General features: G+C 34.3%; 21 protein-coding genes and 4 pseudogenes. 12 read left to right on the forward strand and 13 right to left on the reverse strand.

Annotation, left to right across the window (positions count from 1 at the left end; all coding sequences use genetic code 11):
* Positions 1-70 precede the first annotated feature (70 nt).
* Entirely contained in the window at positions 71-226 is a 156-nt protein-coding gene (locus tag ACQ9BO_RS06495; RefSeq protein ID WP_431244059.1) for a hypothetical protein, read from the forward strand.
* On the opposite strand, the gene ACQ9BO_RS06500 is transcribed toward ACQ9BO_RS06495, so the two are convergent.
* Positions 218-616 carry a hypothetical protein gene (locus ACQ9BO_RS06500; RefSeq protein WP_431244060.1) on the reverse strand — a complete coding sequence of 133 codons (399 nt, stop codon included), beginning with the start codon at positions 614-616 and terminating at the stop codon, positions 218-220. The genes ACQ9BO_RS06495 and ACQ9BO_RS06500 overlap by 9 nt on opposite strands.
* A gap of 141 nt (positions 617-757) precedes the next feature.
* Between ACQ9BO_RS06500 and ACQ9BO_RS06505 the strand changes: the two genes are divergently transcribed.
* From ACQ9BO_RS06505 to serB, 7 genes are all read left to right on the forward strand, one after another.
* Positions 758-1165: a VOC family protein gene (locus ACQ9BO_RS06505; RefSeq protein ID WP_431244061.1), complete on the forward strand. Its 408-nt coding sequence runs from the start codon at positions 758-760 to the stop codon at positions 1163-1165.
* 1 nt (position 1166) lies between these two features.
* On the forward strand, positions 1167-1571 hold the full coding sequence (locus ACQ9BO_RS06510) for an SRPBCC domain-containing protein (protein WP_431244062.1): 405 nt from the start codon (positions 1167-1169) through the stop codon (positions 1569-1571).
* A 28-nt stretch (positions 1572-1599) separates the two neighbouring features.
* Positions 1600-2004: an SRPBCC family protein gene (locus ACQ9BO_RS06515; protein WP_431244063.1), complete on the forward strand. Its 405-nt coding sequence runs from the start codon at positions 1600-1602 to the stop codon at positions 2002-2004.
* Positions 2005-2131: 127 nt separating this feature from the next.
* Positions 2132-2500 carry a VOC family protein gene (locus ACQ9BO_RS06520; protein ID WP_431244064.1) on the forward strand — a complete coding sequence of 123 codons (369 nt, stop codon included), beginning with the start codon at positions 2132-2134 and terminating at the stop codon, positions 2498-2500.
* 42 nt (positions 2501-2542) lie between these two features.
* Positions 2543-2980 carry an SRPBCC domain-containing protein gene (locus tag ACQ9BO_RS06525; protein WP_431244065.1) on the forward strand — a complete coding sequence of 146 codons (438 nt, stop codon included), beginning with the start codon at positions 2543-2545 and terminating at the stop codon, positions 2978-2980.
* A 48-nt stretch (positions 2981-3028) separates the two neighbouring features.
* On the forward strand, positions 3029-3460 hold the full coding sequence (locus ACQ9BO_RS06530) for a VOC family protein (RefSeq protein WP_431244066.1): 432 nt from the start codon (positions 3029-3031) through the stop codon (positions 3458-3460).
* 233 nt (positions 3461-3693) lie between these two features.
* Entirely contained in the window at positions 3694-4923 is a 1230-nt protein-coding gene (gene serB, locus ACQ9BO_RS06535; protein ID WP_431244067.1) for a phosphoserine phosphatase SerB, read from the forward strand.
* A gap of 492 nt (positions 4924-5415) precedes the next feature.
* On the opposite strand, the gene ACQ9BO_RS06540 is transcribed toward serB, so the two are convergent.
* Positions 5416-5820: a DUF4288 domain-containing protein gene (locus ACQ9BO_RS06540; protein WP_431244068.1), complete on the reverse strand. Its 405-nt coding sequence runs from the start codon at positions 5818-5820 to the stop codon at positions 5416-5418.
* Positions 5821-5881: 61 nt separating this feature from the next.
* Positions 5882-7389 (reverse strand): annotated as a pseudogene (locus ACQ9BO_RS06545) (GH3 auxin-responsive promoter family protein).
* Positions 7390-7636: 247 nt separating this feature from the next.
* Here ACQ9BO_RS06545 and ACQ9BO_RS06550 point away from each other — a divergent pair.
* Both ACQ9BO_RS06550 and ACQ9BO_RS06555 read left to right on the forward strand, forming a co-directional pair.
* Positions 7637-8431: a DUF2797 domain-containing protein gene (locus tag ACQ9BO_RS06550; protein ID WP_431244069.1), complete on the forward strand. Its 795-nt coding sequence runs from the start codon at positions 7637-7639 to the stop codon at positions 8429-8431.
* A gap of 249 nt (positions 8432-8680) precedes the next feature.
* Complete coding sequence (locus ACQ9BO_RS06555; protein WP_431244070.1) at positions 8681-9730, forward strand: glycosyltransferase family 9 protein; 1050 nt, start codon at positions 8681-8683, stop codon at positions 9728-9730.
* A gap of 74 nt (positions 9731-9804) precedes the next feature.
* On the opposite strand, the pseudogene ACQ9BO_RS06560 reads toward ACQ9BO_RS06555, so the two are convergent.
* From ACQ9BO_RS06560 to sppA, 3 genes and pseudogenes are all read right to left on the reverse strand, one after another.
* A pseudogene (locus ACQ9BO_RS06560) lies at positions 9805-12407 on the reverse strand (AsmA-like C-terminal region-containing protein).
* A 151-nt stretch (positions 12408-12558) separates the two neighbouring features.
* A complete protein-coding gene (locus ACQ9BO_RS06565) occupies positions 12559-13518 on the reverse strand; it encodes an alpha/beta hydrolase (RefSeq protein WP_431244071.1) in 960 nt (319 codons plus the stop codon).
* A gap of 15 nt (positions 13519-13533) precedes the next feature.
* Positions 13534-15290, reverse strand: a pseudogene (gene sppA, locus ACQ9BO_RS06570) (signal peptide peptidase SppA).
* Between the two features lie 168 nt (positions 15291-15458).
* Here sppA and folK point away from each other — a divergent pair.
* On the forward strand, positions 15459-16592 hold the full coding sequence (gene folK, locus ACQ9BO_RS06575; protein ID WP_431244072.1) for a 2-amino-4-hydroxy-6-hydroxymethyldihydropteridine diphosphokinase: 1134 nt from the start codon (positions 15459-15461) through the stop codon (positions 16590-16592).
* Positions 16593-16685: 93 nt separating this feature from the next.
* On the opposite strand, the gene ACQ9BO_RS06580 is transcribed toward folK, so the two are convergent.
* From ACQ9BO_RS06580 to ACQ9BO_RS06610, 7 genes are all read right to left on the reverse strand, one after another.
* A complete protein-coding gene (locus ACQ9BO_RS06580) occupies positions 16686-17036 on the reverse strand; it encodes an MmcQ/YjbR family DNA-binding protein (RefSeq protein WP_431244073.1) in 351 nt (116 codons plus the stop codon).
* Between the two features lie 2 nt (positions 17037-17038).
* Positions 17039-17920: a T9SS type B sorting domain-containing protein gene (locus ACQ9BO_RS06585; protein ID WP_431244074.1), complete on the reverse strand. Its 882-nt coding sequence runs from the start codon at positions 17918-17920 to the stop codon at positions 17039-17041.
* Entirely contained in the window at positions 17896-18246 is a 351-nt protein-coding gene (locus tag ACQ9BO_RS06590) for an immunoglobulin domain-containing protein (RefSeq protein ID WP_431245080.1), read from the reverse strand. The genes ACQ9BO_RS06585 and ACQ9BO_RS06590 overlap by 25 nt, the downstream gene beginning before the upstream one ends.
* Before the next feature lie 277 nt (positions 18247-18523).
* On the reverse strand, positions 18524-19201 hold the full coding sequence (locus ACQ9BO_RS06595) for a hypothetical protein (RefSeq protein ID WP_431244075.1): 678 nt from the start codon (positions 19199-19201) through the stop codon (positions 18524-18526).
* A gap of 56 nt (positions 19202-19257) precedes the next feature.
* Positions 19258-21363, reverse strand: a complete 2106-nt coding sequence (locus ACQ9BO_RS06600; protein ID WP_431244076.1) for a T9SS type B sorting domain-containing protein — start codon at positions 21361-21363, stop codon at positions 19258-19260.
* Between the two features lie 103 nt (positions 21364-21466).
* Entirely contained in the window at positions 21467-22009 is a 543-nt protein-coding gene (locus tag ACQ9BO_RS06605) for an RNA methyltransferase (RefSeq protein ID WP_431244077.1), read from the reverse strand.
* A gap of 80 nt (positions 22010-22089) precedes the next feature.
* Positions 22090-22518: a DUF1573 domain-containing protein gene (locus ACQ9BO_RS06610; protein WP_132989343.1), complete on the reverse strand. Its 429-nt coding sequence runs from the start codon at positions 22516-22518 to the stop codon at positions 22090-22092.
* Positions 22519-22674: 156 nt separating this feature from the next.
* Here ACQ9BO_RS06610 and mutS point away from each other — a divergent pair.
* Positions 22675-25281 (forward strand): annotated as a pseudogene (mutS, locus tag ACQ9BO_RS06615) (DNA mismatch repair protein MutS).
* Positions 25282-25296 lie beyond the last annotated feature (15 nt).

Below are 25296 nucleotides of genomic sequence, written 5' to 3' on the forward strand. Positions count from 1 at the left end.
GCTAAAATAACTTTGTTTGTATCGATTCAAATCGATCGAAAATATTTTGGCAATTTGAACCGCAATTTCGTTGCCACAGTATTTTTGGACTAAAAGTATAAGCAAATGGAATGACGAAGTCGAACCACCGCTTGTATACAAACTTCCATCGGCAGTCAAAGTTTCTTCGGGTTTTAATTTTACTAGCGGAAAAGCTTTTGTAAAAGCACTGCAGGCGTCAACGTGAGTAGTAGCCAATTTTTCGTTTAATAATCCAGATGCAGACAAACAAAAAGGCGCCAGTACAAAAACTAGCCAACTCAGCTCCAGATTGATGCTGTTTTTTCAACCACGGAATAAAATTTCGGTTTTTTGCGATCATGCCACTCATATCATCAGTAGTGAAAGCAGGAATCAGAATCAGTTCCAAATCAATGTTTGAAGCCTCGATGGCATGAACATCATATCCAAATAATTTTTCCTGCGTAATTTGTTCAACCGATTGAAATAGCATAATATCAAAAGGTTTTTCAGCATCTTTGCTTAGTTTATTGGCCGTTTCAAAAACTTCTAAAATCGTCGCTATACTCAATAATTTATAGTCGTGCGGTACTATCAAACCTGTTTTCTTGCTCATGACTTTTTCTTTTTTGGAAGATTGTAATTCTTACAAAAGTAATCAAATTGTCTTAAATGACCCTAAAGTTGACTTTTATTGTCGTTTTAAACTAATCTTAAAATTTTACATTTGCTTTGATTAATTTGTAATTTTATAAAGATGAAAACAAAGATATTCTTAAATCTTCCGGTAAAAGATTTAAATCGTTCAATTGCTTTTTTTACTAAAATGGGTTTTTCATTTAATCCAAAATTTACTGATGATAAAGCAACATGCATGATAATTGGTGAAGATATAAATGTGATGCTTTTGGTTGAAGCGTTTTACAAAACATTTACTCATAAGCAAATTTGTGACGCGGCAACAGCTAGCGAAGTTTTAATTTCTATTTCGGTAGAAAGCCGAGAGCAGGTTGACGAATTAGTAAAAAAAGCGGTCGGCGCTGGCGGAACTGATTACATAGAAGCGAAAGATTATGGCTGGATGTACCAAAGAGCTTTTCTGGATTTAGATGGCCATCATTGGGAGCTTTTCTTTATGGATGAAAGTCAGATTCCAGGTAATTAAAATGATTTCGGTAGAAGTTACAGTTAAGGTACCAATAGAAAAAGCTTGGGATTTTTGGATTACACCAAAACACATTCAGAACTGGAATGCGGCTTTTGACAATTGGTACACGGCTTATGCTGATAATGATTTGAAGGTAGAGGGGAAGTTTAAGTACGAAATGACATCAAGAGACAACACTGGCAGTTTTGATTTTGAAGGAATATACACTAAAATTGAAAAATTCCGTTTAATAGAATACCAACTTTCAGATGACAGAATTGGAAGTATTTATTTTGAGGATTTTGGCGATAAGGTGAAAATTACTGAAAAGTTTGAACCAAATAAAACTGATCCCGAAAGTATGCAGGAAAATTGGTGTCAGGATGTGCTGAATAACTTTAAAAAATATACAGAAAACAGTTAAAAGATTTTCAAAACTAAATTTAGAAATAATGATAACAATTAAAAATACAGTAAACGCACCGATAGCAAAAGTTTGGGAATATTGGAACACACCAGAACATATTACAAAATGGAGTTTTGCTTCGCCAGACTGGCACACGCCATATGCAGAAGCTGATTTGAGAGAAGGCGGAAAATTCAAATCGACTATGGCGACTAAAGATGGCAGTATGAGTTTTGATTTTGGAGGCGAATTTACGTTAGTAAAACCTGAAGAAGCGCTTTCGTATGTTTTAGGCGATGGCAGGAAAGTTGAAATTACGTATACTGAAACAGCAGATGGTGTAGAAATCATTGAACGTTTTGATCCCGAAACAGTAAATCCTGAAGAAATGCAACGCGCAGGCTGGCAGGCGATTTTGGATAATTTTAAAAATTACGTAGAGAATAATTAATTTTTAGGCTCAAAGGTGCAAAGACTCAAAGGTGCAGAGGTTCAAAGATTATATTGCAGATTAAACTTAAATTGACTTACATAACTAATGTTTAAAATAAATTGTTTAACACAAAAAATCTAAAAAAATGACAAAACAAATATGGTTGAATCTTCCTGTAAAGAATGTAGCAAAAGCGAAAGATTTTTTCTGGAAAATAGGTTTTTCGTTTAATGAACAGCACGACACGCCAAGTTCAACTTGCATGGTGGTTGGTGAAGGACATTTTGTAGTAATGCTTTTTGAGGAAATGCTTTTTTCTAGTTTCTCTCAAAATGCACTTACAGATACAAAGCTAAGTTCTGAAGTTTTGATTTCTATTGATGCCGAAAGCAGAGAAGAGGTTGACGAATTAGCTAAAAAAGTGACCGAAGCCGGCGGAACTGTTTTTGCAGACACCAGCAGAAAGTCAAGGCTGGATGTACGGTTGCGGATTTGCAGATTTAGATGGCCATAGATGGAATGTTTTGTATATGGATTTTAGTAAATTATCGTAATTATGGAAACATTAGAATTTAAGAGTAGAATTAAAGCTCCCGCGACGAAAGTTTGGGAGGTTTTATGGAATGATGACACTTATAAGGAATGGACAGGTGCTTTTTGCGAAGGTTCATATGCTGTAAGTGATTGGAATGAAGGAGACAAAATTCATTTCATGTCACCAAATGGAGAAGGAATGAATAGTCTTATTGAGAAGAAAATCCCAAATGAATATATGGCTTTTAAGCATATAGGAGAGATTAAAGATTTCAAAGAACTGCCACTCGATGAAGAAACAAAAAAGTGGAGTGGTGCAATGGAAACGTATCGTTTAACATCAGAAGATGGATTTACTGATTTGACAGCACACGTTGACGTTGTCGAAAAGTATATCGATTATTTTAAAGAAGCTTTTCCTAAAGGTTTAGAGAAAGTAAAAGAGTTAGCAGAGAAATAAAGAGAATTACAATTTATAATTAACAATCAACAATTAAACAAAAATATCATGGCAACAGTAAACCCTTATTTGTTATTTAATGGAAATTGCGAAGAAGCATTCCTATTTTATAAATCCGTTTTTGGAGGAGAATTTCCTTATATCGGAAAATTTAAAGACATGCCGAAAGAAGAAGGCTGTGATGAAGTTTCTGAGGCAGATGCTGAAAGAATTATGCACGTTTCACTGCCAATTGGCGACACTGTTTTAATGGGAAGCGACAGCTCGACAAGATTTGGAGATCTGCCTTTTGGAGAGAATTTTTCAATTTCAATCAACACAGAAAGCACAGAAGAAGCAGACCGAATTTTCAACGGACTTTCAGCTGGCGGAAAAGTTGAAATGCCGATGAACAAAACTTTCTGGGGCGCTTATTTCGGAATGTTCAAAGATAAATTCGGAATCAACTGGATGGTGAATTTTGACGAAAATCAAAAATAGTTTTTAGCCACGAATTCACGAATTATATTCTAATATAGTGTTTAGAAAAAATTCGTGAATTCGTGGCAGAAAAAAGTCACTTTGTTACGTTATTTCAATCGTAATGCATTATTGTTAAATTCCTCAAAAAAGCGCATTAATATGCGCTTTTTCTTTTCAAAAAAACAAGGATTATTCTTTTTTATCAACGAGAGATTGCCGATTTTTGTCGCTTCAAAATCAATAAAGAAAAAATGGCAATAGAGGATAAAGAAATTATTTTATTAAAAGTTTCAGGACACGATAAAATAGGAGTTACAGCAGGTTTGACAGCTGTATTGGCGGCTTATGATGCTAATATTTTAGATATTGGCCAAGCCGATATTCACGATACACTTTCTTTAGGAATTTTATTCGAAATTGCCGCAGGTTCTTCTTCTGCACCGGTTTTGAAAGATTTGCTGTTTAAAGCTTACGAATTGGAAATTAAAGTGAAATTTATTCCAATTTCTATCGAAGATTATGAAACGTGGGTAAAATCACAATCAAAACAACGATACATTATCAATATTTTAGGCGAAAAATTAGTCGCTTCTCAATTGGCGGCCGTAACTAAAATTATGTCAGATCAAAACCTGAATATTGATTCTATTATACGATTGACAGGGCGAACTTCTATTGTTGAAAAAGAACAATATCCACGCTCTTGCATTCAATTATCTGTAACTGGCGAAATTGTAAATAAAATTGACATGACGGCAAGTTTTATGGAAGTTTCACGAACATTAAATGTTGATATTTCTTTCCAAGAGGATAATATTTACAGAAGAAATCGCCGTTTAGTATGCTTCGATATGGATTCTACTTTGATTCAAACTGAAGTTATCGACGAATTGGCAGAATTGAATGGAGTAGGAGATCAAGTGCGAGCGATTACAGAATCAGCAATGAATGGCGAAATTGATTTCAACGAAAGTTTCAAAAAGCGTATGGCTTTGCTTGAAGGTTTGAGCGAAGAGGTTTTGCAAAATGTTGCCATAAATTTACCAATTACGCAAGGGGCGCATCGTTTGATGAAAGCCTTAAAATATTACGGTTACAAAACTGCAATTCTTTCTGGAGGTTTCACTTATTTTGGAGAATATCTTCAAAAAGAGTTGGGAATAGATTATGTGCACGCCAACCAATTAGAAATAAAAGACGGAAAATTGACAGGTAAATATATCGGCGATATCGTAGACGGTCAGAAAAAAGCCGAACACTTAAAAGCAATTGCCGAAAAAGAAGGAATCCACATTAATCAAACCATTGCAGTGGGCGACGGAGCAAACGATTTGCCAATGCTAAATTTAGCCGGCCTCGGAATCGCTTTCCACGCCAAACCAAAAGTTAAAGAAAGCGCTTCAACCTCAATTTCAAGTTTAGGTTTGGATGGTGTTTTATATCTTTTAGGATATCACGATCGATATATTGATATGATGTAAATGCAAAGCCTGACAAAGAAAATTCAGCCCATTTTTTGTCATTTCGAGGAACGAGAAATCTCCACAAGAAACTCTACAAAGCTGATTCAGCATGCCGGAGCTACTTGTGGAGATTTCTCGTTCCTCGAAATGACAATATTGAGAAAATCTCAGCAACTTAGAAACTCAGCAACTCAGCATCTTAATAATGGCATGCCCCTCCGGGTCGGGCTATCCGTTTCAATCTTTTTGTTTTTAAAGAAAAAACAAAAAGGATTTCCACTGCTATCCCTCATACGGTTTAGTGGAATTAACGTTTTTTAAAGAAACAATAAATTTAGAAGCAATTTTAATTGAATTGCCTCAAGCTTTAGCTGGAGGAAATTTGATTGAAATAGATTTTCGGCTTTAGCCAAATTAATTAGGAATGTTTATTTTGGCTAAAGCCAACAGCAGATATTATTTGAACCACTAGCTAAAGCCAGTGGCAATTCAAAAAAACAAGAAAATACATTATATTCCTCTTGATCTTTTTATTTTTTCTAAAAGTACATGTTTGGTTATAGCAAATTTCATTGCTCTTTTGTTGCTAATAAAGCCATAATCTTCAAACATTATTTCGCATCCATCTTCAATATTTTCATCATAAATCGGAATTAAATCTGCGATACCAATAAAAATCCATTCCATTTCTACATTATCCGAATTTACAAATTTGTATTCACCTGATTTTCCTATATTAACGGCCTTTTCATATGCTATTTTTGAATTTTCAGCTTTTATCAAATGAAAATTCCCCCAAGTTTTTACTCTTCGTAATTCTTGCTCTTCATTTCTTGTAATCGGTTCGCATTTTTCAATTATTTCAGCAATAAACCAATTTTTGTTTTCATTCGATATTTTGTCTGGATCATTCATTTTGAGAAATAAGAAAAAAATATTTAATTCGTGTTAATTTGTGCAATTCGTGGTAAAAAAATTACATCTCCTTCAATTGCTCCAAATAATCTCTCTGATTGGAAAGTCTTGGAATTTTGTGTTGGCCGCCAAGTTTATCTCTTTCCTTCAACCAATCATAAAAAAGATTCTCTCTGGCAACATTAATCACCAAAGGGTTTAAAGTCATATTGTTGTAGCGTTTCGCTTCATAGTCTGAATTTAAAGTCTGTAAAGTTTCGTCTAGAACTTTTTGGAAAAGACCTACATCAGCTGGGTTTTTCTTGAATTCAATCATCCACTCGTGTGCGCCTTTTTCTTTGTCATGCATAAAAATAGGAGCAACCGTATAATCGATAACTTCGGTTTGAGTGACTTGGCACGCTTTAGCGATAGCTTGATCCGTATTTTCGACCATCAATTCTTCGCCAAAAACATTAATATGATGTTTGGTTCTTCCTGTAACTCTTATTCGGTAAGGATTTAATGAAGTAAAACGAATCGTATCACCAATTAAATAACGCCATAAACCAGAATTAGTCGTAATAACAATGGCGTAGTTTTTATTCAATTCAACATCGGCCAAACGAACGACTTTTTGATTTGGAGTTCCAAAAGTGTCCATCGGAATAAATTCATAGAAAATTCCGTAATCCAACATCAGCAATAAATCACTTGAATAATTCAAATCCTGAATGGCAAAAAAGCCTTCAGATGCATTGTAAATTTCGTAATATTTAAAATCAGAACTTGGCAGGATTTTTTTGTATTGCTCTCTATAAGGAGAAAAACTTACGCCTCCATGAAAATAAACTTCAAGATTTGGCCAAAGTTCCAGCAAGTTTTGATTGCCTGTATTTTCTAAAACTTTATTCATTAAAACCAGCATCCAGGAAGGTACTCCGGCAAAACTGGTTACATTTTCGTTTTTGGTTTCATTGATGATTGCCGCAATTTTGCTTTCCCACTCGCTCATCAACGAAGTTTTGTCGCTTGGTGTACTGCTAAATTCAGCCCAAATTGGCATATTCTCAATCAAAATCGCGGATAAATCTCCAAAGAAAGTATTGTTGTTTTCGTATATCTGAGAACTTCCGCCCAAGCGAAGACTTTTTCCTAAAAACAATTCAGAATCTTCATTATTATTCAAATAAAGGCAAAGTAAGTCTTTGCTTCCTTTATAATGACAATCTTCAAGCGCTTCGTTGCTTACCGGAATAAATTTGCTTTTGGCATTTGTAGTACCGCTCGATTTTGCAAACCATTTAATTGGAGTTTCCCAAAAAACGCCTTGCTCGCCTTGACGCGTGCGCTCAATCAACGGTTGTAATTCTTCATAAGTTGAAATCGGGACTCTTTCTGCAAAAGTTTGATAAGAAGTTATGGAAACAAAATCATATTTTTTCCTACAACTGTATTTTCTGAAGCTGTCAATAAATTATGCAACAGTTCTTCCTGAACTTCATTCGGATATTTTAGAAAAAGTTCAATTTGGTGTATCCTTTGTTTAAGGACCCAAGATGCGAAAGAATTGATGATAGATACAGGCATGAGTGAATTTTAGATTTTAGATTGCTGATTTTAGATTTTAGATTTGACGTCTCACGCAAAATCAAGAAATTTAAAATTTGAATATCAATAGACAAACACTAACTTTGTCATATTATCAAAAATAGTATTTTTTTGTAAAAAAAACCATTCTATGTTGAGTAAAGATTCTAATTAAATTGAATTAAAAATTAAATTCTGAACTCAAAAGAAGTAAATCTAAAATCTAAAATCAGCAATCTAAAATACAATGACTTATCAAGGAGTACTTACAAAAATGCAGACAGAAATGGGAAATCCAATTCAATATTATTTGGTTTTCGAAGATAGTTTCTTAAGTATGAATCAATTATTGAATAAGGATATTGAGATAAATTTTGTAGGTTTTCAATGTTTAAATTGCGGCAAAAAGAAAAAAATATATAGACAAGGTTTTTGTTATGAATGCTTTTATTCAAGTGTCGCTTCAGGTGATTGGATCATGCGTCCAGAATTGAGTAAAGCCCATTTAGGAATTGCAGATCGTGATTTAGATTTTGAATCAAAAGCCCAGTTACAGCCTCATATTGTGTATTTGGCTTTTTCAACTGAAGTAAAAGTTGGCGTGACCAGAAAATCTCAAGTTCCAACAAGATGGATCGACCAAGGTGCAACGCAGGCAATTGCAATTGTTGAGGTTCCAAATCGTTACTTAGCAGGAATTACTGAGGTCGCTCTAAAAGATCATTATACAGATAAGACAAATTGGAGGAAAATGCTTCAAAACACAACAGAATCATGTGATTTGATTCTTGAAAAATCAAAAGTAGAAAGCTTGATTCCAGATGAAGTAAAGGATTATTTTTACAGTGAAAAAAATGATGTTTACGAGTTAAATTATCCGGTGTTGAGCTATCCAGCAAAAATCAATAGTTTGAATTTAGATAAGACACCTTCATTTCAAGGAAAATTAGTTGGGATCAAAGGACAATATTTATTATTTGAAAACGGAACAGTTTTTAACATTCGTGGTTCAGAAGGTTATGTGGTTACCATAAATGTCTAGTATTATCTAGCATTCGTCTATTTATTTTTGACCTCGGTCTATTAAATATAAAAAAGCGCCAAAATACTTGTATTTTCGGCGCTTTTTAAAATTAATGATGTGAATTCTGTTAAATTAATTTACAATTATGTAATATTTACTTATTCAAAGATTTTAATTTTAAGAAAAATTTAACTTACATTTGGCCAGTTCAATACCACTGAATTACCAAGTCAGGCAAGAACTTTTTTAATTCTAAAAACAAAATGAATGAGTAACTTAAAAAAAGTTAACGGATTCAGACGCAGTTTAATGCGTAATTTAACCAAAAATATTGGTCGCTCAAATATGCAAAACGGCGAGCCAATTACTAAAAGTGAAATCAAAAAAATATTAATCGCTAGACCTAATCAAAGATTAGGAAATTTGATTTTAATTTCACCTTTGGTACAAGAAGTGACTAAAACATTTCCGAATTGTAAAATCGACTTATTTGTCAAAGGAACGCTAGCTCCAATTGTTTTTGAAAATTATGAAAACATCGACAAAATAATTCATTTGCCTAAAAAACCTTTCAAGGAATTAATCAAATATTTGAAAGTTTGGACATTGATTCGAAAACAAAATTACGATGCCGTAATTAATGTCGATCAAAACTCATCGTCAGGAAGATTGGCAGTGAAATTCTCAGTCATGAAATATAAATTTTTTGGTGACTTGCCAGAAAATGTGCAGTTGCCTTATGAAGACTATGCTCATATTGCAAAATATCCAGTTTATAATTTTAGATATGCTTTAAGCCAATTAGGTATTGAAGATAAAAAAGAGCCAGTAGCTCTTATTGATTTAAAATTGTCACAAGATGAAATTGCAAAAGGAAAAGCAATCTTGAATGGAATTGTTGATGAAAATAAAAAATCGATTGCCATATTTACTTTTGCAACTGGCGAAAAATGCTATCGTGTAGAATGGTGGGAAGAGTTTTATGCGGCTTTGAAAAAGGAATATGAAGCAGATTACAATATTTTTGAAATCTTGCCAGTTGAAAATGTATCTCAAATAAATTTTCAGGCGCCATCATTTTATAGTAAAGATGTTCGCGAGATTGGTTCTGTAATGGCTAATAGCGTAGTGTTTATTGGAGCAGACAGTGGCATCATGCATTTGGCAAGTGCTTCAAAAGTAGCTACTGTTGGATTATTTTCAGGAGCAAATATTAAAAAATATGAGCCGTACGGAAATAACAGTGTTGGAGTTGACACTAATACAAACTCGATTTCTGATTATATCCAAATAATAAATTCGATTTTGAACAAATAACAACATTTATCTGATATAAACAAAAAATGTCTGCTCTGGATAGGGCGAGCATTTTTTATGAAATCAATTCAGATTTAGTTTTTCTTCTTAAATAATCCATTTAGCAAGTCGCTTGCTTTTTTGGTTACTTCTTGAGTTTTTTGTTCTTTTTCAGTTTTTGCGACCTGAGTTGTATCTTTTGCTTTTGTGTTTTTATTGATCAAATCAGTTAAAGCAACAGTACCTTTTTGCGTTAATTTTTCTTTTTGCTGATTGGCAACTTGAGTTGCTAAACTGCTAACAGCTGTTTTCATATCTGTGCTGATTTTTGGGCTCGAAAAATTACCTGTTATCATCGCATTGATCGGAATGTTTTCCAGTTTTGCAAGCATCAGCAGGAGACATTTTTGCTATCAAAGCATTTGCTTCGCTTCCTAAATATTTGGCTGGAACATCAAATTTCAAGTTGTAATTCATCGTTTGATCGAAACCGTGAGTTCCGCCAACTGTTACTTTAATGTCTTGATATTTAATATCGAAAGGTTTTACATTTACTTTTCCGTTATCAAAAGTCAGAGTCGCTTTAATGTCATTTAAATTTACCTTATTCATATCGATAAATTTAATGTTTGAGCTAAGCGAATTAAGCAAAGTGGAGTTTTTAGCATTTACTGTTGTAGAAAGCAATTGTCCAATTAAATCGCCCGAAATAGATTTTAAATCTGGAGTTAACTCATTAGCATCTAGATTTCCATTTAATTTAATAGTTGAGTTTAGTTTACCATTAATGATTCCAGCAATTGGCGCAATTTTTTTCATCATGTCTAATTGCGTAAATGTCTGTGCAATATCAACTTGATTGAAACCTAAATTCATATCAAATGTTGGCACTTTTTCTTTTGTTGAAACTGCTCCTGTCAAACCAATTGTTCCTCCAAAAATTGATGTTTTGAAGTTTTCCAAAAGTGCTTTTTCATCTTTGATGATCAATTTTCCAGAAACATCTTTAAGTTTTAAATTGTCATATAAAACCGTTGTTGCTTTTGCGTTTAAGGTACAGTTCAAGAATGCTGGAATTTTCATTGCTTCAGCAGGTTTTGCTGGAGTTTTTGTTTCTGTTTTTGCAGGCTCGCCAGCGGTCATGAAATCATCAACAGCTAATTGATTTGAACTCATATTAAAGTTTCCTCTCAATTCTTGTTTTTTGAACATGAAACCGTAGAAGTTTTCTAAAACTCCATTGATCGCAAGATCACTTTTTCCAGTAGTTGCATTAAATTGTTTTAAGTTGATTTTGCTTGGATTAAACTCAACTAAAGCGGTGCTGATGTTCATTGCTTTGCCATTTTCGTCAGTATATTTAAATCCTGACAAACTCATAGTTCCAGCATTTTTGATGTTTTGATATTGACTTTTTTCAACAGAAGCCATGTCAAAATTAGTCGTAACATCAGCTTTCAGAATACCTGCAAGTGGTTTATCCATTTTAATTGGATATGCTTTTGAAAGATTTGCCAAGTTGATTGTTCCTTTCAAAGCAAGCATCAACAATTGGATTTACTGTAATGTTTTTAATATTCGCTTTAGCGTTAAAAACGTCTTGATCAATTCTGAAAGACAGTTTGTCTAAATTGACGTAGGTGTCGTTTAGAATTCCTGTTTCGTTTATGATTTTAGTGTCAATTACGATATTTTGAACTGATTTTGGCAAGTTTGGATATTGAAATGAAGAGTTGCTTGAAGCAATTTCAATATTGAATTTAGGAACAGTAGTATCTGTCAATTCTCCTTTTGCAAAACCATTAACTGTAAAATCTCCAGTTGTTTTAACACCTTCCAAACTTGATGCGTATGCTGAAGGAATCAAACCTAAGAAGTTTGTAAATGATGAAGTCGGGGTTTTAAATTTCAAATCATAAACCTGCGCTTTCTCAGTCATTTGAATAAATCCGTCAAATTCTAAAGGCAATTGATTGATTAAAGCTTTGTTTTCTTTGAAAGTATATTTGCTCTTTTCAAGATCGATTCCTAAAATTGCGTCCAAAGTCAGTTTTACATTTTTCATGTAATTGATTTTGTCCATATCCAAAGATACTTTTGCAGTAGATTTTGTTGTCAAATCTAACTTTGAATTGGTGAAATCTCCAGTTCCTTCGTGGTTTAAACTGTCGATAACCATTTTAATTTTAGAACCTTGATCGATATATCTAAAAGTGAAATTTTCGATTTTATAATTCTGTATTTTTAAAGCAAGAGGTTTGCTTTTTTCGTCTTTGGTTTCTTCCTTTTTGTCTTTTAAAGCAATGTCGAAGTTTCCAACACCGTCTTTATTAAAAATAATGTTGATTAAACCATTTTCAGATGTAATTCCTTGAATGCTCAACGGTTCGTCTTTTCCTTTGAAAAGTTCTTTGATGCTCATTTTTAAGTTTAATTGGCCTAAAGAAACCAATGTGTCACCTTCAAACGGCGCTTTGTTGATAATTACCAATTTTTCAATCCCAACAGTCGCATTTGGAAAGTTTTTAAACAAACTTAAATCGGCGTCAGCAAAACTTACTTTCGCATCAACGCTTTCATTGATTGCTTCCGAAATTTTTGCTTTGATCTGATCCTTAAAGAAGTAAGGAATGGCGAATAATGCGGCCACAAAAACCACAATTACAATGGCGGTTACTTTTAAAATTTTCTTTAACATATTTATAGATTTGAGGGTTTACTTAAAATCAGACTCTGCAAAAATAGTTTTTTTTGCCAAAGAGCGAAGATAAAGTTTTCTTAAAAAGTAAGAAATGGATTATTTTTATTGAAATAAAAAATCCGTTTGAAATTATCAAACGGATTTGCTATTAGTGTTGTGTCTGTTTTTTTATGAAGGAAACAATTTTGTTAGTCAATACTTCTGAAATTGGCAAGGTCTCATTATTATAGCTGTCAAAATTTGCTTTATTATCACCATCAATTATTTTCAGGATATGATTCATTTTGTCTATAATTACCAATTCAGAATTGGTGTTTGCTTTTGATAAATTTTCGGCGTCAGTAATGCTTACTTGCAAATCACTGCTTCCTTGAAGGATTAAAACAGGAACAGTCAGTTTTTTAATTTCTGTTTGAGGATCATATTTAAACCAAGAAATCAAATAAGGCTGAATGCTTGGCCTGAATAGGGAATTTAAAAGAGGGTCAACTTTGTTTACTTTATTTCCTGCTTTTAAACTGTCAATAATCGGGAAAGTCATTTCTTCAATCTGCTTATTTGATTTAGAAGAAATCTGCTCTTTTAACAATTTGTCTGCAGATTCGCCCGCTCCTGCAATCGAAATAAATTTGTTCGCCTTCGCGCCTGCAATCATCCCGATTAATGATCCTTCGCTGTGACCAATAACTGTTAATTGTGAAAAGCGTTTGTCTTGTTTCAAAAAGTTGATCCAGCTTTTGGCATCTTCTGTATAATTTTCAAAAACCAAAGTCGATTCTGTTAGTGCTGATGCTTTGCTTTCGCCAATTCCTCTTTTGTCATATCGTAATGATGCGATTCCGTTTTTTGCCAAAGCTTCAGCAAGCATTTTCAACGAATTGTTTTTCATCTTCGGATTATTTCCGTCTCGATCCGTTGGGCCAGAACCCGAAATGATTAAAGCAACAGGACACCTTTTTGTTACATCAGGAACAGTCAGGGTGCCGTAAAGTTGGTCTATATTGATTTTTAAAGTAACATTAGTTTCCTTAAAAGTATGTTGTTCTGTGTTTTGAGCATTTACAACAGAAAAGAGTAAAGCGCTCAAAAACAAAAAGATCTTTTTCATTTTTTAAGATTTGAATTACTTAATGTTAATTCCAAAAGGCATCATCGCCTGAACTCCTTTTTGTTTTTGAAGTTTTTTGATCTGCTCAATCATCAAGTAGTTTTCTTCGCCGATTTCTTCTTTGATGAAAGCTTCTTTAGATTTTGCAAAAGGCATTTTTGATAGAAGATCCCCAAAAGTCTTTTCGTATTCAGGATAATTTTGAGTCGAGTATGTTTTTATTTTAGCCATTTTAGCGACTTCGGTAATTGCATCATTTAATCCACCAATTTTGTCTACTAAGCCTATTTTTAAAGCTTCGCTTCCAGACCAAACTCTTCCTTGTGCAATGGCGTCAACTTGCTCAAAAGTCATTTTTCTTCCTTCAGCAACATGCGTTACAAATGTTTTATAGATCTGCTCAACTCCTTCTAGAGTAAAAGCTTTAAATTTTTCGTCAACAGGAACAAATGGACTATAATTTGCCGCATTTTCGTGTGTTTTTACTTGCTCGGTATTGATCCCTAATTTGTTAGCTAACGGACTGAAGTTTGGCAATATTCCAAAAACCCCAATAGAACCCGTAATAGTATTGCTTTCGGCGAAAATTTTATTAGCATTGCAAGCAATATAATAACCTCCAGAAGCCGCATAATTCCCCATTGAAACCACAACAGGTTTTACTTTTTTAGTCACTTCAATTTCTCTCCAAATCAAATCTGAAGTCAAAGCGCTTCCTCCTGGACTGTCGATTCTTAAAACAATTGCTTTTACGTCATCATTTTTTCGAGCTTCTTGAAGTGCTCTTCTCATTGAGCCTTCGCCAATAACGTTGACATCGCCTTCGCCACTTTCAATTTCGCCTTGAGCGTAAATAATTGCGATTTCGTCAGTTGCAGTATTTGTTAAGGCTGTAGTGACATTATTTTGGGTATAATCTTCAATTGAAATTTTATTGTAATCATCATCGCCAGTTACTTTCAATTGTTTTTTGATAGCGTCATGATAAACGTCTTCATAAGCGACAATGTCAACCAATCCATTTGCTTTTGCCAATTCTGGAGTTCTTGCCAACAATCCATTTGCAATTTCATTCAATCTAGGAAGCGGAATATTTCGGCTTTTTGAAATATCGGCAGAAACCGTTGACCAAATTGAATTTAATAATGCAGTAACTTGTTCTCTGTTAGCGTCGCTCATCTTATTTTCTAAAAATGGCTCGACAGCACTTTTGTATTTTCCGTGACGAATAACTTCCATATGAATTCCAGATTTGTCTTGGAAATCTTTGAAAAACATTACTTCAGATGAAAGTCCTTTAAAGTCTAATTCGCCTGCAGGATTCAAATAAACGGTGTTGGCAACGGAATTTAAATAATATTCTTTTTGCGAATAAGTATTGGCGTAAGCCCAAACAAATTTTCCTGATTTTTTAAAGCTTTCAAGAGCGTTTCTCAAATCTTTGTATTGTGCAAGTCCTAATGAAGATTCATCATTTAATATTGAAATTCCTTTGATATTGTCGTCCGTTTTTGCGACTTCTATGGCATTGATGACATCGGTTATGCCGATTCCTTTTTGTTCTGAAAAAACAGTTACCCAAGGATCTTTATATTTTCCGGCATAGTCGTTTTTGATTTCTTTTAAATTCAATTCGATAACCGAATCTTTTTTAACCGAAACCGTATCGTCTCCTCCAAATATTGCCCCAATAAGGATTACTCCAAAAAGAATATCATGATAAATACAAAAATACCAATCACTGTGGCAATTACATTTCCTAAAAACTTCATAAGTGTATTTTTTTAATAAGTAGCAAAAAAGCCTCTTTCGTTACAAATATATTTAAATGCGATTTAATTATAGAATCCAATTTATGAAATATTTGTAGATTTTACATTTTCAAACTCGATAAATAATATAACCGATTCTAAATTGTTTTTAGTTACTTTGCATTAATTATGAAGTCACAGCATCAAGTCGTTTTATCAATAGGAAGTAATCAAGGAAACAGATTAGCAAATATCGAAAGTTGTATTGCTTTAATACATCAAGAGGTGGGCACTGTTATCAGGGTTTCAAAACTATATGAAACTCCCGCTTGGGGATTTGAAAGTGATGCTTTTTATAATTGTGCACTGCTTTTGCACAGTACTTCATCGGCGCAAAAAATACTGAATCAGGTTTTAAAAGTCGAAAAACAATTGGGCCGAATTCGATCTAATCAGGAAGGATATCAGTCTCGAGTTATTGATGTCGATATAATTGCTTTTGGTGCTGAAATTATTGAAACTGAAAAATTGCAGATTCCGCATCCATTGATGCAAAATAGGAATTTTGTTTTGTTGCCGTTTAACGATTTGAAATTAGATTGGAAACATCCCGTTTTGCAGAAAACGATTCAAGAATTGATTGAAGTTTCTCCAGATGATAGCATTTGTACCGCAGTTCAAAACTTGAAAAGTCCGTTGCAGGAAATTGCTTTGGAAAATTTCAATTATATTGCTTTTGAAGGAAATATCGGAGCCGGAAAAACGACATTGGTTCATAAAATTGCCGAGGATTTTAATGCTAAAACTGTTTTGGAAGGTTTTGCAGACAACCCTTTTTTGCCAAAATTTTATAAAGATCAAAACCGTTATGCGTTTCCGTTAGAAATGTCTTTTTTGGCCGATCGTTATCAGCAATTATCAGACGATTTGAAACAATTTGATTTGTTTAAAGATTTTATCGTTGCCGATTATCATATTTTTAAATCGCTCATTTTTTCTAAAATAACGCTTGGGGAAGACGAGTATCGATTATACAGAACGTTGTTTGACATTATTTACAAAGAAATGCCAAAGCCAGATTTGTATATTTATTTATATCAGAATACAGAAAGATTGTTGCAAAACATCAAGAAACGTGGTAGAAGTTACGAACAAAACATCGAAGCGAGTTATTTGGATAAAATTAATACAGGTTATTTGGATTACATCAAATCGCAAACCGATTTGAACGTTTTGATCATAGATGTTTCAGATCGTGATTTTGTAAAAAAACACGAAGACTATCTTTTTATTCTAAATGAAATACAGAAGAAAATTGGGTAATACCTCAATTAGGGAATGTGTCAATTAGAAAATTAGATAATTTTATGTGGTTTCAATAGCATTTTCTAATTATCAAATTGACAAATTATCTCATTATATGATCCCGAGTTGTTTTCGAAGTTTTGCTGTTAATTTTTCCTGAACGAGATTATACGATTGCTGAATGTATTTTTCCCATTCAGACTTTTTCATTCTTGTAATGTCATCAATTAAAACCCATTTGTATTTTGCTACATAAGGGGCAGGTTTGAAGCCGGGTTTATTGTTCATTTCTTCAAATTCTTCATCCAAAACTTTAAACGAAGCCGAAGTTGGATTTTGATCAAGTCCAACGACACAATACATTTTGGTTCCAACAGAAAATACAAGATCATGATCCCATTTAATATCTTCTGTTGTCCCAGTTAATTTTTGACAGATTTCGCGAATTGTTTCTATGTCCATAATTATCTTTTTAATGAAAAATGACCTCTCAAAATAGGTTGTGTATTATCAATTTTTAAAGCGTACCAGTAATCTGATGCAGGTAATGGTACTTTGTTTAGTGTGCCATCCCAATATTTTTTTGAGATGTTCAACTGTGTTATGAATTTTCCGTAGCGATCAAAAATAGTCACTTCTGCTTCGGGATAATTCTCAATTCCGATTATTTCCCAAACATCATTGTATGAATCATTGTTTGGTGTGAAAAATGCAGGAACAAGCAGAACAATAAAACTTCTTGAAGCAGTTTTGCAACCGCTTTTTTCTCTAGCATATGCCGTTTGCAAACCTCCTGGGGCATTGTAAAAAACATTAGAATTTTGGAAATTTACTCCATCAATTGAATACTCGTAATCGCTGTCAAGATTTTTGAGAATAATAGTTACTGTTCTATTATCAACTTCTACTTTTTGAATTTCAGGTACTAGAGGTTCAATTACTTTTATTGTTTTTCTATTGGAACAATTTCCTTGTGTAGATGCAGTAACGTCAACGAAATAAGTTCCTAATTGCGAAACCGTTATTTTTTGAGTCATCTCTCCAGTTGACCATAGATAGCTCATATTACTAATTCCGGCATCAAGTATAGCCGAATTTGGAGCGCACAAAACGACTTCCTCATTTTTAACATCAGGAAGCGGAATTATTTCTATTTTAATTGGCGTTCTTGCTGTAGAGCGGCAATCATTATTATTGGCTTCGACATAATAAATTGTATCTGAAGAAATGGAAGGCGTAATGAATAAAGAGCCAGTTCCTACAACGATTCCTCCGGTTTCAGAAGTGTACCAGTTTGGATCACCTTCAGAAACTGAAGCTTCTAAAAAAATATTCCAGAACCACATTCAGGAGCTGGATTTGAAACAAAAGTTACTTCTGGAACCTTATTTACTCTAACGTCTACTGGAATTCTTTTAGAAAAACATCCATTGTATTCAGTGGCAACATAATATGTTTCATTTGTATTTAAAATTGGAGTTGTGAAATTAGGACCAGTTGCAATTAAACTTGATCCAGTTTCGTCAATGTACCAATTTATTGTTCCTGTGGCACTTTTAGCTTCTAGTATTGTAGTTCCTGATCCACAAATATCAGGAGCTTTGGTTTCAGTAATTGAAAGCATAGTTAAGGAAGTGCTTGTACTTATTTGCGGATAAACATCGCCGGGCATTCCTCCATATTCAACAATATAGCCACGAGGATAATTGACATTTGTTGGGTCAGAACTTCCATAAAGAGAAGCGTCGTTCCATCTTCCTTTTTGGCCAAATCCCGCTGGTGTAATGTAGGCATAATCTTCAACTCCTTTTAGGGCTAATTCGCCACCATTATCCGGTTCTTTATAATCATTCCAATAAGCAAAAGTTGTAGTTGATCCGCTTTCACGGCCATACCAAAACTGAGTGCCTTCTTCTGGACCTGTTTCCCATAGCCAATAGGGTTCTTTTCTAGCATCGCTTCCACCAATCCATCCTGTTCCTGAAAGTTGTTCGCCAACAAATATTGCTTCGTCTAAAGTAGTAATAGTTACTAAATAACCTTTTAATCCAAAATAATTGCTCGTCAGCTGCAGCTCTTTTGGCTTCTCCCCACGAAATTCCTGGACTAGAAACAAATTGATAATAATGTTTTGATGAAGGCAAATAATTGGCTTGTCCTAAACTTATAGAAAAATTTCTGATACCTTTTGGATCCAATGAACTGTTTTTAAATTCAACAGCTTTGATGGTCGCAATAAATTCAGAGAGAGAAGCTGTTTTTCCGGCAATATTTGAAATAACAAGAGTGCCAGAATCAGGATTCCAGTTTGAGGTTAAATTAGGATGAGTACCAATTAAAGTCAATACGTCTTCATTAATCTCATATCCAGAAGAAATTTGTATGTAGATCGCGTTGATTTCTTCTGTTGCATTTATGGCAACATCGGTTACGATTTTTATAGTGCTTTGCGGACAATATACTTGATCTCCAGTTGCAGTAATTGCCGATGCAACTGCCGTTGTTTTTTTTGATGTTTCTTTTTTAGGTTTTCTTTCAGGCAAATGTCTTGTACTAAAAGCAAATAATACATTACCACAAAGTAATATAAGGATCAAAGTGCTATTGTAAAAGAATTGAGTTTTCATGTTTAAAAATACATTTTTTAATTGAAAACCTTATATGAAACGCTTAAAAATGAGTTCTATCTTTTTAATGTAAAATGTCCTCTTAGAATAGGATGATTATCATCAATTTTTAGTGCATACCAATAGTCTGAAGCAGGAAGCGGGGCGTGGTTGAAATTCCCATCCCAACTCATTCTTGAGACAGATAATTGCGCTAATAGTTTTCCATAACGATCAAATATCGTGACTTGAGCTTGTGGATAGTTTTCCATTCCAGTTACTTCCCAAACATCATTATAACTGTCATTGTTTGGAGTAAAGAAGGCTGGGAAAACTAAAACGACAAAGTTTTTTGCTGTACCGCCACAACCACCTTTTTCTCTCACATAGGCAGTTTGCAGTCCGCCTGGCACATCATAAAAAATATTTGAATCTTGGAAATTTGAACCATCAACAGAGTATTCAAAGTAAGATTGTTCTTTTTTAAGATAAATTATAGCTCTTGTTCCTTCAACATCGATTCGATCTATCTGTGGAATTTCGTGTTCTTCAACAATAATTGTTTTTCGGCTCGTACAGTTTTGCGGAGCTGGGCTTGTTACATCAACAGTATATGTGCCTCCGGTTCCTATTTCAATGGTTTGAGTTGTTGCGCCAGTTGACCATAAATAAGTCATTCCAGCTATTCCAGCATCAAGAATTTTCTTTTTAGATTGACACAATACAACTGTTTCGTCTGTAACTACAGGAGGTGTATAAACAGTAATATTTACAGGAGTTCGGGTTGGATTTAGGCGACCATTGTTTGAAGCTTCAGCGTAATAAACAGCCGAGGAAGTAATGTTCGGCGCAGTAAAAATGTTTCCTGTCCAAACGCTTGTCCCTCCCGATGGAGTTGTGTACCAGCTGATAAGTCCTACATCAGTAGTAGCCTGCAATGTTACATTTCCTGGTCCGCATCGTGAAACATTTGATTCGGCTACAGTTGGTGTTGCAGGAGTTTTGTTAACAACTACAGTAACTGATTTACGGTTGCTTTGACATCCAGCATCTACATAATATGTTGTAGTGGTATTTAATATTGGAGTTGTGTATGGGCTTCCAGTAGCAATAGCTGTTCCGCCATTTGCTTGAGTGTACCAACTGATTGTTGCTCCTGTAGTAGCTGTTGCATTTAAAGTAAAACTCCCTGAATCACAAATTGGATTTGGAGTCAAAACAGTTGCCTCCGGAATTGTAATTTTTGTACTTGTCGCAATTTCTAAAGGTGCTTCGCCGGCAGATCCGCCATATTCAACTACATAACCTTTTGGTTGATAGTTGTCGCCAGGTGTTAGTGATCCTGTGTTTGATAAATCGTTCCATGAACCGCGTATTCCTACTCCAGGTTGTGTAATATGTGCGTAATCTTCATCTCCTTGTTGGTTGGGTTCGCCTGTGTTCCAAAAAGCGTAATTTGGTGTTGAACCGTTTGGGCCACCATTCCAAAAAACAGTTCCAGCTTCAGGACCTGTCACCCATTTCCAAACGCCTTCAGTTTCTGCATCGCTTCCTCCAATCCATCCTGTTCCTGAAGCTTGCTCTCCAATTAATTTGGCCTCATCTGCAGATAAGATAGTTGCTAAATAGCCTTTAAGTCCATAATAAGTACTTGCAGCAGCAGCATCTCTTGCCGAAGTCCAAGTAATACCGATACTTGGAACGTATAAATAAAAGTGTTGTGTTGATGGTAAATAATTGGCGTTTCCAATAGTAATAGAAAAAGTTCGCGTTCCAGATGCTGTTGCTGATGAATTCGTAAAAACGACATCTTTTACAGCGGCAATTAAATCAGAATATAGAACATCAGTTCCAGATGGACTTGTTATGCTTAATTTTCCTGCTGTTGAGTCCCAGCTTGTTGTTACATTAGGGTGAGTGGCAGGATTTGCTAAAGTAAGCTGATCAAAACCACTTGAATATCCAGAGGAAACTTGAATATAAACGCCTTTAGTTCCTGTTTCTGCTGGATCATTTATAATATTGAAATCAGTTACAATATTTATTGTGTTTTGTGGGCAATATAATTGATCTCCGGTTGCTTTGACGATAGGAGCACTTGCCGTAATTTGAGCAAATCCAAAGAAACTAGACAGCAGAAAAGCTAATGAGATATATGTTTTAAGGGAGTAATTTTTTTTCATTTTATAAAAGTATCACTTTTATAATAATAAAAAAATATTTCAATTTCTAACAATTAAAGCCTGAAAACAGCTTTAAAATCACATTTTTTTAGGCAAAATATTCTTAATTGTTCGTTGGCCAGTTTAGTTTTTGAAATAAATCCCAAACCACAATTCCGGCACTTACAGAGATGTTCAAAGAATGTTTGGTTCCAAGTTGAGGAATCTCGATACAGCCATCGCAAATTGCAACAGCTTCCTGAGCTACACCGTAAACTTCGTTTCCAAAAACCAATGCATATTTTTGATTTTTCTCTACTTTGAAATCTTGAAGAAAAATAGCGCTTTCTACTTGTTCTATCGCAAGTGTCAAAACATTTTCTTTTTTAAGGTTTTCTATGACTTCCAAAACATTTTCATGATGTTCCCAAGTTACAGTTTCCGTAGCGCCAAGAGCAGTTTTGTGAATTTCCTTATTTGGCGGAGTAGCCGTGATACCACATAAAATGATTTTCTCAATCAAAAAAGCATCGGCAGTTCTAAAAACAGAACCAATATTGTGTAAGTCGCGAATGTCGTCCAAAACCAAAATTAAAGGTGTTTTGTCTGATTTTTTAAAATCTTCAATCGATTTGCGGTCTAATTCGCTATTTTCAAGTTTTCTCATTTTTGTTGCATTCAGGTCATAAAAAAAGCCTCCAAAGATAAGGAAGCTTTTTCAATTATTTTATTTTGTTTTATTTCAGATTAGCTTTTTACTGGATCTGGTAAAACAGTACCTTTAATAGTAAGTACTTTTGTTGGTTGTCCTTCAGCGTTTGAAGTAACAGTTACAGTTTTTGTAAAAGCACCAACTCTGTCAGTAGCATATTTTACTCCAATAATTCCTTTTGCACCTGGAGCGATTGGCTCTTTTGGTGTAGTTGGAACTGTACATCCACAAGAACCTTGTGTGTTAGTGATGATAAGTGGCTTAGTTCCGTTGTTAACAAAAACGAATTCACGTTTTCCGTCAGCATTGTGAGCGATTGTTCCGTAATCAATAGTTTCTGTTTCAAAAAGCATTCCTGCTCCTTCAACTTTAGCAACTTTAGCCGCTCCTTTTTTAGTGCTTTGTGCGTTAGAAGCTGTAACTCCAGCCACAGCTAGCATTACAAATAAAATTATTTTTTTCATTTTTATAGTCTTTGTTTAAATGATAAAACAAATCTATGTAAAATTCTTAAATGTCAACTTAAAAATCTCTTAAAATATTTTAATTTTTGAAGCCTTCATTATGCCGCTAAAAAATTATAAATTCGCTGTCTTAATTTTCATTTAAAATATATCGATTTGGCGACTAAAGAAAAAGTGGTGAAGGAAACACCTTTAATGAAACAGTACAACGAAATCAAGAGAAAATATCCTGATGCATGTCTGCTTTTTAGAGTTGGGGATTTTTATGAAACCTTTGGAGAAGATGCGATCAGATCTTCTAAAATTCTTGGAATTACGTTGACCAAAAGAGGTGCTGGTTCTGATACCGAAACAGCTTTGGCTGGTTTTCCACATCATTCGATAAATACGTATTTGCCAAAATTGGTTAAAGCGGGACTTCGCGTAGCAATTTGTGATCAGCTTGAAGACCCAAAAATGACCAAAACTATTGTGAAACGTGGCGTGACTGAATTGGTTACTCCAGGTGTTTCTTTGAATGATGAGGTTTTGCAATCTAAATCAAATAATTTCTTGGCATCAGTTTATTTTGCCAATAAAAATATCGGAATTTCTTTTTTGGATGTCTCGACAGGAGAATTTTTGACTGCTCAAGGAAATGCGGAGTATATTGATAAGCTTTTGCAGAATTTCAATCCGAGTGAAGTTTTGGTTCCAAAAGCAAACAAAGGCGATTTTAAAGATGCTTTCGGAGAAGATTTTCATAGTTTTTATCTGGAAGATTGGATTTATAAAGAAGATTACGCTTTAGAAACACTGACAAAACATTTTCAAACAAATTCTTTAAAAGGATTTGGTGTTGAAGAACTGAAAGAAGGAATTATCGCTTCTGGAGCAATTCTATATTATTTGTCAGAGACACAACATAATCGTGTGCAAGCATATTACGGCAATTCAGCGAATTGCTGAAGATGCATATGTTTGGATGGACCGTTTTACGATTCGAAATTTAGAATTGTATCACAGCTACAATCCAAATGCGGTCACGCTTTTAGATGTTGTAGACAAAACACTTTCTCCAATGGGGGGCGTTTGTTGAAACGTTGGCTTGCTTTGCCTTTAAAAGATGCTAATAAAGTAAAAAGCCGACATGAAGTTGTTGCATATTTAAAATCTAATCCTGAAATCCTGCACAATATTCAATATCAGATTAAGCAAATTTCTGATTTGGAGCGTTTGATTTCTAAAATTGCCGCTGGAAAAGTTTCGCCACGTGAAATTGTTTATCTGAAAGAATCATTAGATGCCGTTATCCCGATAAAAACTTTGGCGCTCGAAAGTCCGCAGGAAGCTGTAAAAATTATTGGAGATAGTTTGCATGCCTGTGATTTGCTCCGCGAAAAAATAAAGGTAACTTTAAATCAAGATGCGCCGGTCGCGATCGCAAAAGGAAATGCTATTGCAAGCGGTATTAATGAAGAGCTTGACGAACTTCGTGCAATATCAACTTCTGGAAAAGAATATTTAGAAGGAATTGAAAGGCGAGAATCTGAGCGTACAGGGATTTCTTCTTTGAAAATATCTTTTAATAATGTTTTTGGATATTATATTGAAGTTCGAAATACGCATAAAGATAAAGTTCCTGCAGAGTGGATAAGAAAGCAGACATTGGTCAATGCGGAACGTTATATTACAGAGGAATTAAAAGAATATGAAACTAAAATTTTAGGAGCAGAAGAAAGGATCTATAAAATTGAGGTCGATTTGTTTGAGCAATTAGTAGCTTGGATTGCAACCTATATAAAGCCAGTTCAAATGAATGCCAATCTTGTGGCGCAATTGGATTGTTTGTGTTCTTTCACGCAATTGGCGATAGAAAACAAATATGTGTGTCCAGAAATTGACGATACATTTGAATTGGAAATCAAAGAAGGAAGACATCCTGTAATTGAAAAGCAATTGCCGGTTGGAACGCCGTATATTTCAAATGATGTTTATTTGGACAGAGAAACCCAACAGATTATTATGATTACCGGACCCAATATGTCGGGTAAGTCGGCTATTTTGAGGCAAACTGCTTTGATTGTATTGTTGGCTCAAATGGGGAGTTTTGTTCCTGCTGAAAGCGTTAGAATGGGAATTGTAGATAAGATTTTTACAAGGGTAGGGGCTTCTGATAATATTTCGATGGGGGAATCTACTTTTATGGTAGAGATGAATGAAACAGCTTCTATTTTGAATAATATTTCAGACAGAAGCTTAGTCCTTTTGGATGAAATTGGAAGAGGGACAAGTACGTATGACGGAATCTCGATTGCTTGGGCTATTGCCGAGTTTTTGCATGAACATCCTTCAAAAGCTAAAACGTTATTTGCAACGCATTATCATGAATTAAATGAAATGACAGAATCACTTCCGAGAATTCAGAATTTCAATGTGGCGGTGAAGGAGTTAAAAGATACTGTTCTTTTTGTCCGTAAATTGGTAAAAGGAGGAAGTGCACATAGTTTTGGAATTCATGTTGCAAAAATGGCTGGAATGCCACAATTGGTTATTTCGAAAGCGCAAAAGCTTTTAAAGAAATTAGAAAAGAATCATTCAAGTGACGCTTTGAACGGAATAAAATCGGCAAATGATGAAATGCAGATGAGTTTCTTCAATTTGGACGATCCTTTGTTGGAGGAAATAAAAGAAGAGATTTTGGGGCTTGACATAAATGCGATAACACCAGTAGAAGCATTGATGAAGCTGAACGAGATCAAAAGAATGTTGGTCAAAAAATAAAATCAAAAATTTTCA

It is taken from the genome of Flavobacterium sp. P21, from assembly GCF_050632225.1.
Lineage (GTDB): Bacteria > Bacteroidota > Bacteroidia > Flavobacteriales > Flavobacteriaceae > Flavobacterium.

Bases quoted from the DNA above. Each gene is read 5' to 3' on its own strand.
- ACQ9BO_RS06500 (WP_431244060.1), bottom strand. From the start codon at position 616: ATGAGCAAGAAAACAGGTTTGATAGTACCGCACGACTATAAATTATTG.
- ACQ9BO_RS06505 (WP_431244061.1), top strand. From the start codon at position 758: ATGAAAACAAAGATATTCTTAAATCTTCCGGTAAAAGATTTAAATCGT.
- ACQ9BO_RS06510 (WP_431244062.1), top strand. From the start codon at position 1,167: ATGATTTCGGTAGAAGTTACAGTTAAGGTACCAATAGAAAAAGCTTGG.
- ACQ9BO_RS06515 (WP_431244063.1), top strand. From the start codon at position 1,600: ATGATAACAATTAAAAATACAGTAAACGCACCGATAGCAAAAGTTTGG.
- ACQ9BO_RS06520 (WP_431244064.1), top strand. From the start codon at position 2,132: ATGACAAAACAAATATGGTTGAATCTTCCTGTAAAGAATGTAGCAAAA.
- ACQ9BO_RS06525 (WP_431244065.1), top strand. From the start codon at position 2,543: ATGGAAACATTAGAATTTAAGAGTAGAATTAAAGCTCCCGCGACGAAA.
- ACQ9BO_RS06530 (WP_431244066.1), top strand. From the start codon at position 3,029: ATGGCAACAGTAAACCCTTATTTGTTATTTAATGGAAATTGCGAAGAA.
- serB (WP_431244067.1), top strand. From the start codon at position 3,694: ATGGCAATAGAGGATAAAGAAATTATTTTATTAAAAGTTTCAGGACAC.
- ACQ9BO_RS06540 (WP_431244068.1), bottom strand. From the start codon at position 5,820: ATGAATGATCCAGACAAAATATCGAATGAAAACAAAAATTGGTTTATT.
- ACQ9BO_RS06550 (WP_431244069.1), top strand. From the start codon at position 7,637: ATGACTTATCAAGGAGTACTTACAAAAATGCAGACAGAAATGGGAAAT.
- ACQ9BO_RS06555 (WP_431244070.1), top strand. From the start codon at position 8,681: ATGAGTAACTTAAAAAAAGTTAACGGATTCAGACGCAGTTTAATGCGT.
- ACQ9BO_RS06565 (WP_431244071.1), bottom strand. From the start codon at position 13,518: ATGAAAAAGATCTTTTTGTTTTTGAGCGCTTTACTCTTTTCTGTTGTA.
- folK (WP_431244072.1), top strand. From the start codon at position 15,459: ATGAAGTCACAGCATCAAGTCGTTTTATCAATAGGAAGTAATCAAGGA.
- ACQ9BO_RS06580 (WP_431244073.1), bottom strand. From the start codon at position 17,036: ATGGACATAGAAACAATTCGCGAAATCTGTCAAAAATTAACTGGGACA.
- ACQ9BO_RS06585 (WP_431244074.1), bottom strand. From the start codon at position 17,920: ATGTGGTTCTGGAATATTTTTTTAGAAGCTTCAGTTTCTGAAGGTGAT.
- ACQ9BO_RS06590 (WP_431245080.1), bottom strand. From the start codon at position 18,246: ATGCCCGGCGATGTTTATCCGCAAATAAGTACAAGCACTTCCTTAACT.
- ACQ9BO_RS06595 (WP_431244075.1), bottom strand. From the start codon at position 19,201: ATGAAAACTCAATTCTTTTACAATAGCACTTTGATCCTTATATTACTT.
- ACQ9BO_RS06600 (WP_431244076.1), bottom strand. From the start codon at position 21,363: ATGAAAAAAAATTACTCCCTTAAAACATATATCTCATTAGCTTTTCTG.
- ACQ9BO_RS06605 (WP_431244077.1), bottom strand. From the start codon at position 22,009: ATGAGAAAACTTGAAAATAGCGAATTAGACCGCAAATCGATTGAAGAT.
- ACQ9BO_RS06610 (WP_132989343.1), bottom strand. From the start codon at position 22,518: ATGAAAAAAATAATTTTATTTGTAATGCTAGCTGTGGCTGGAGTTACA.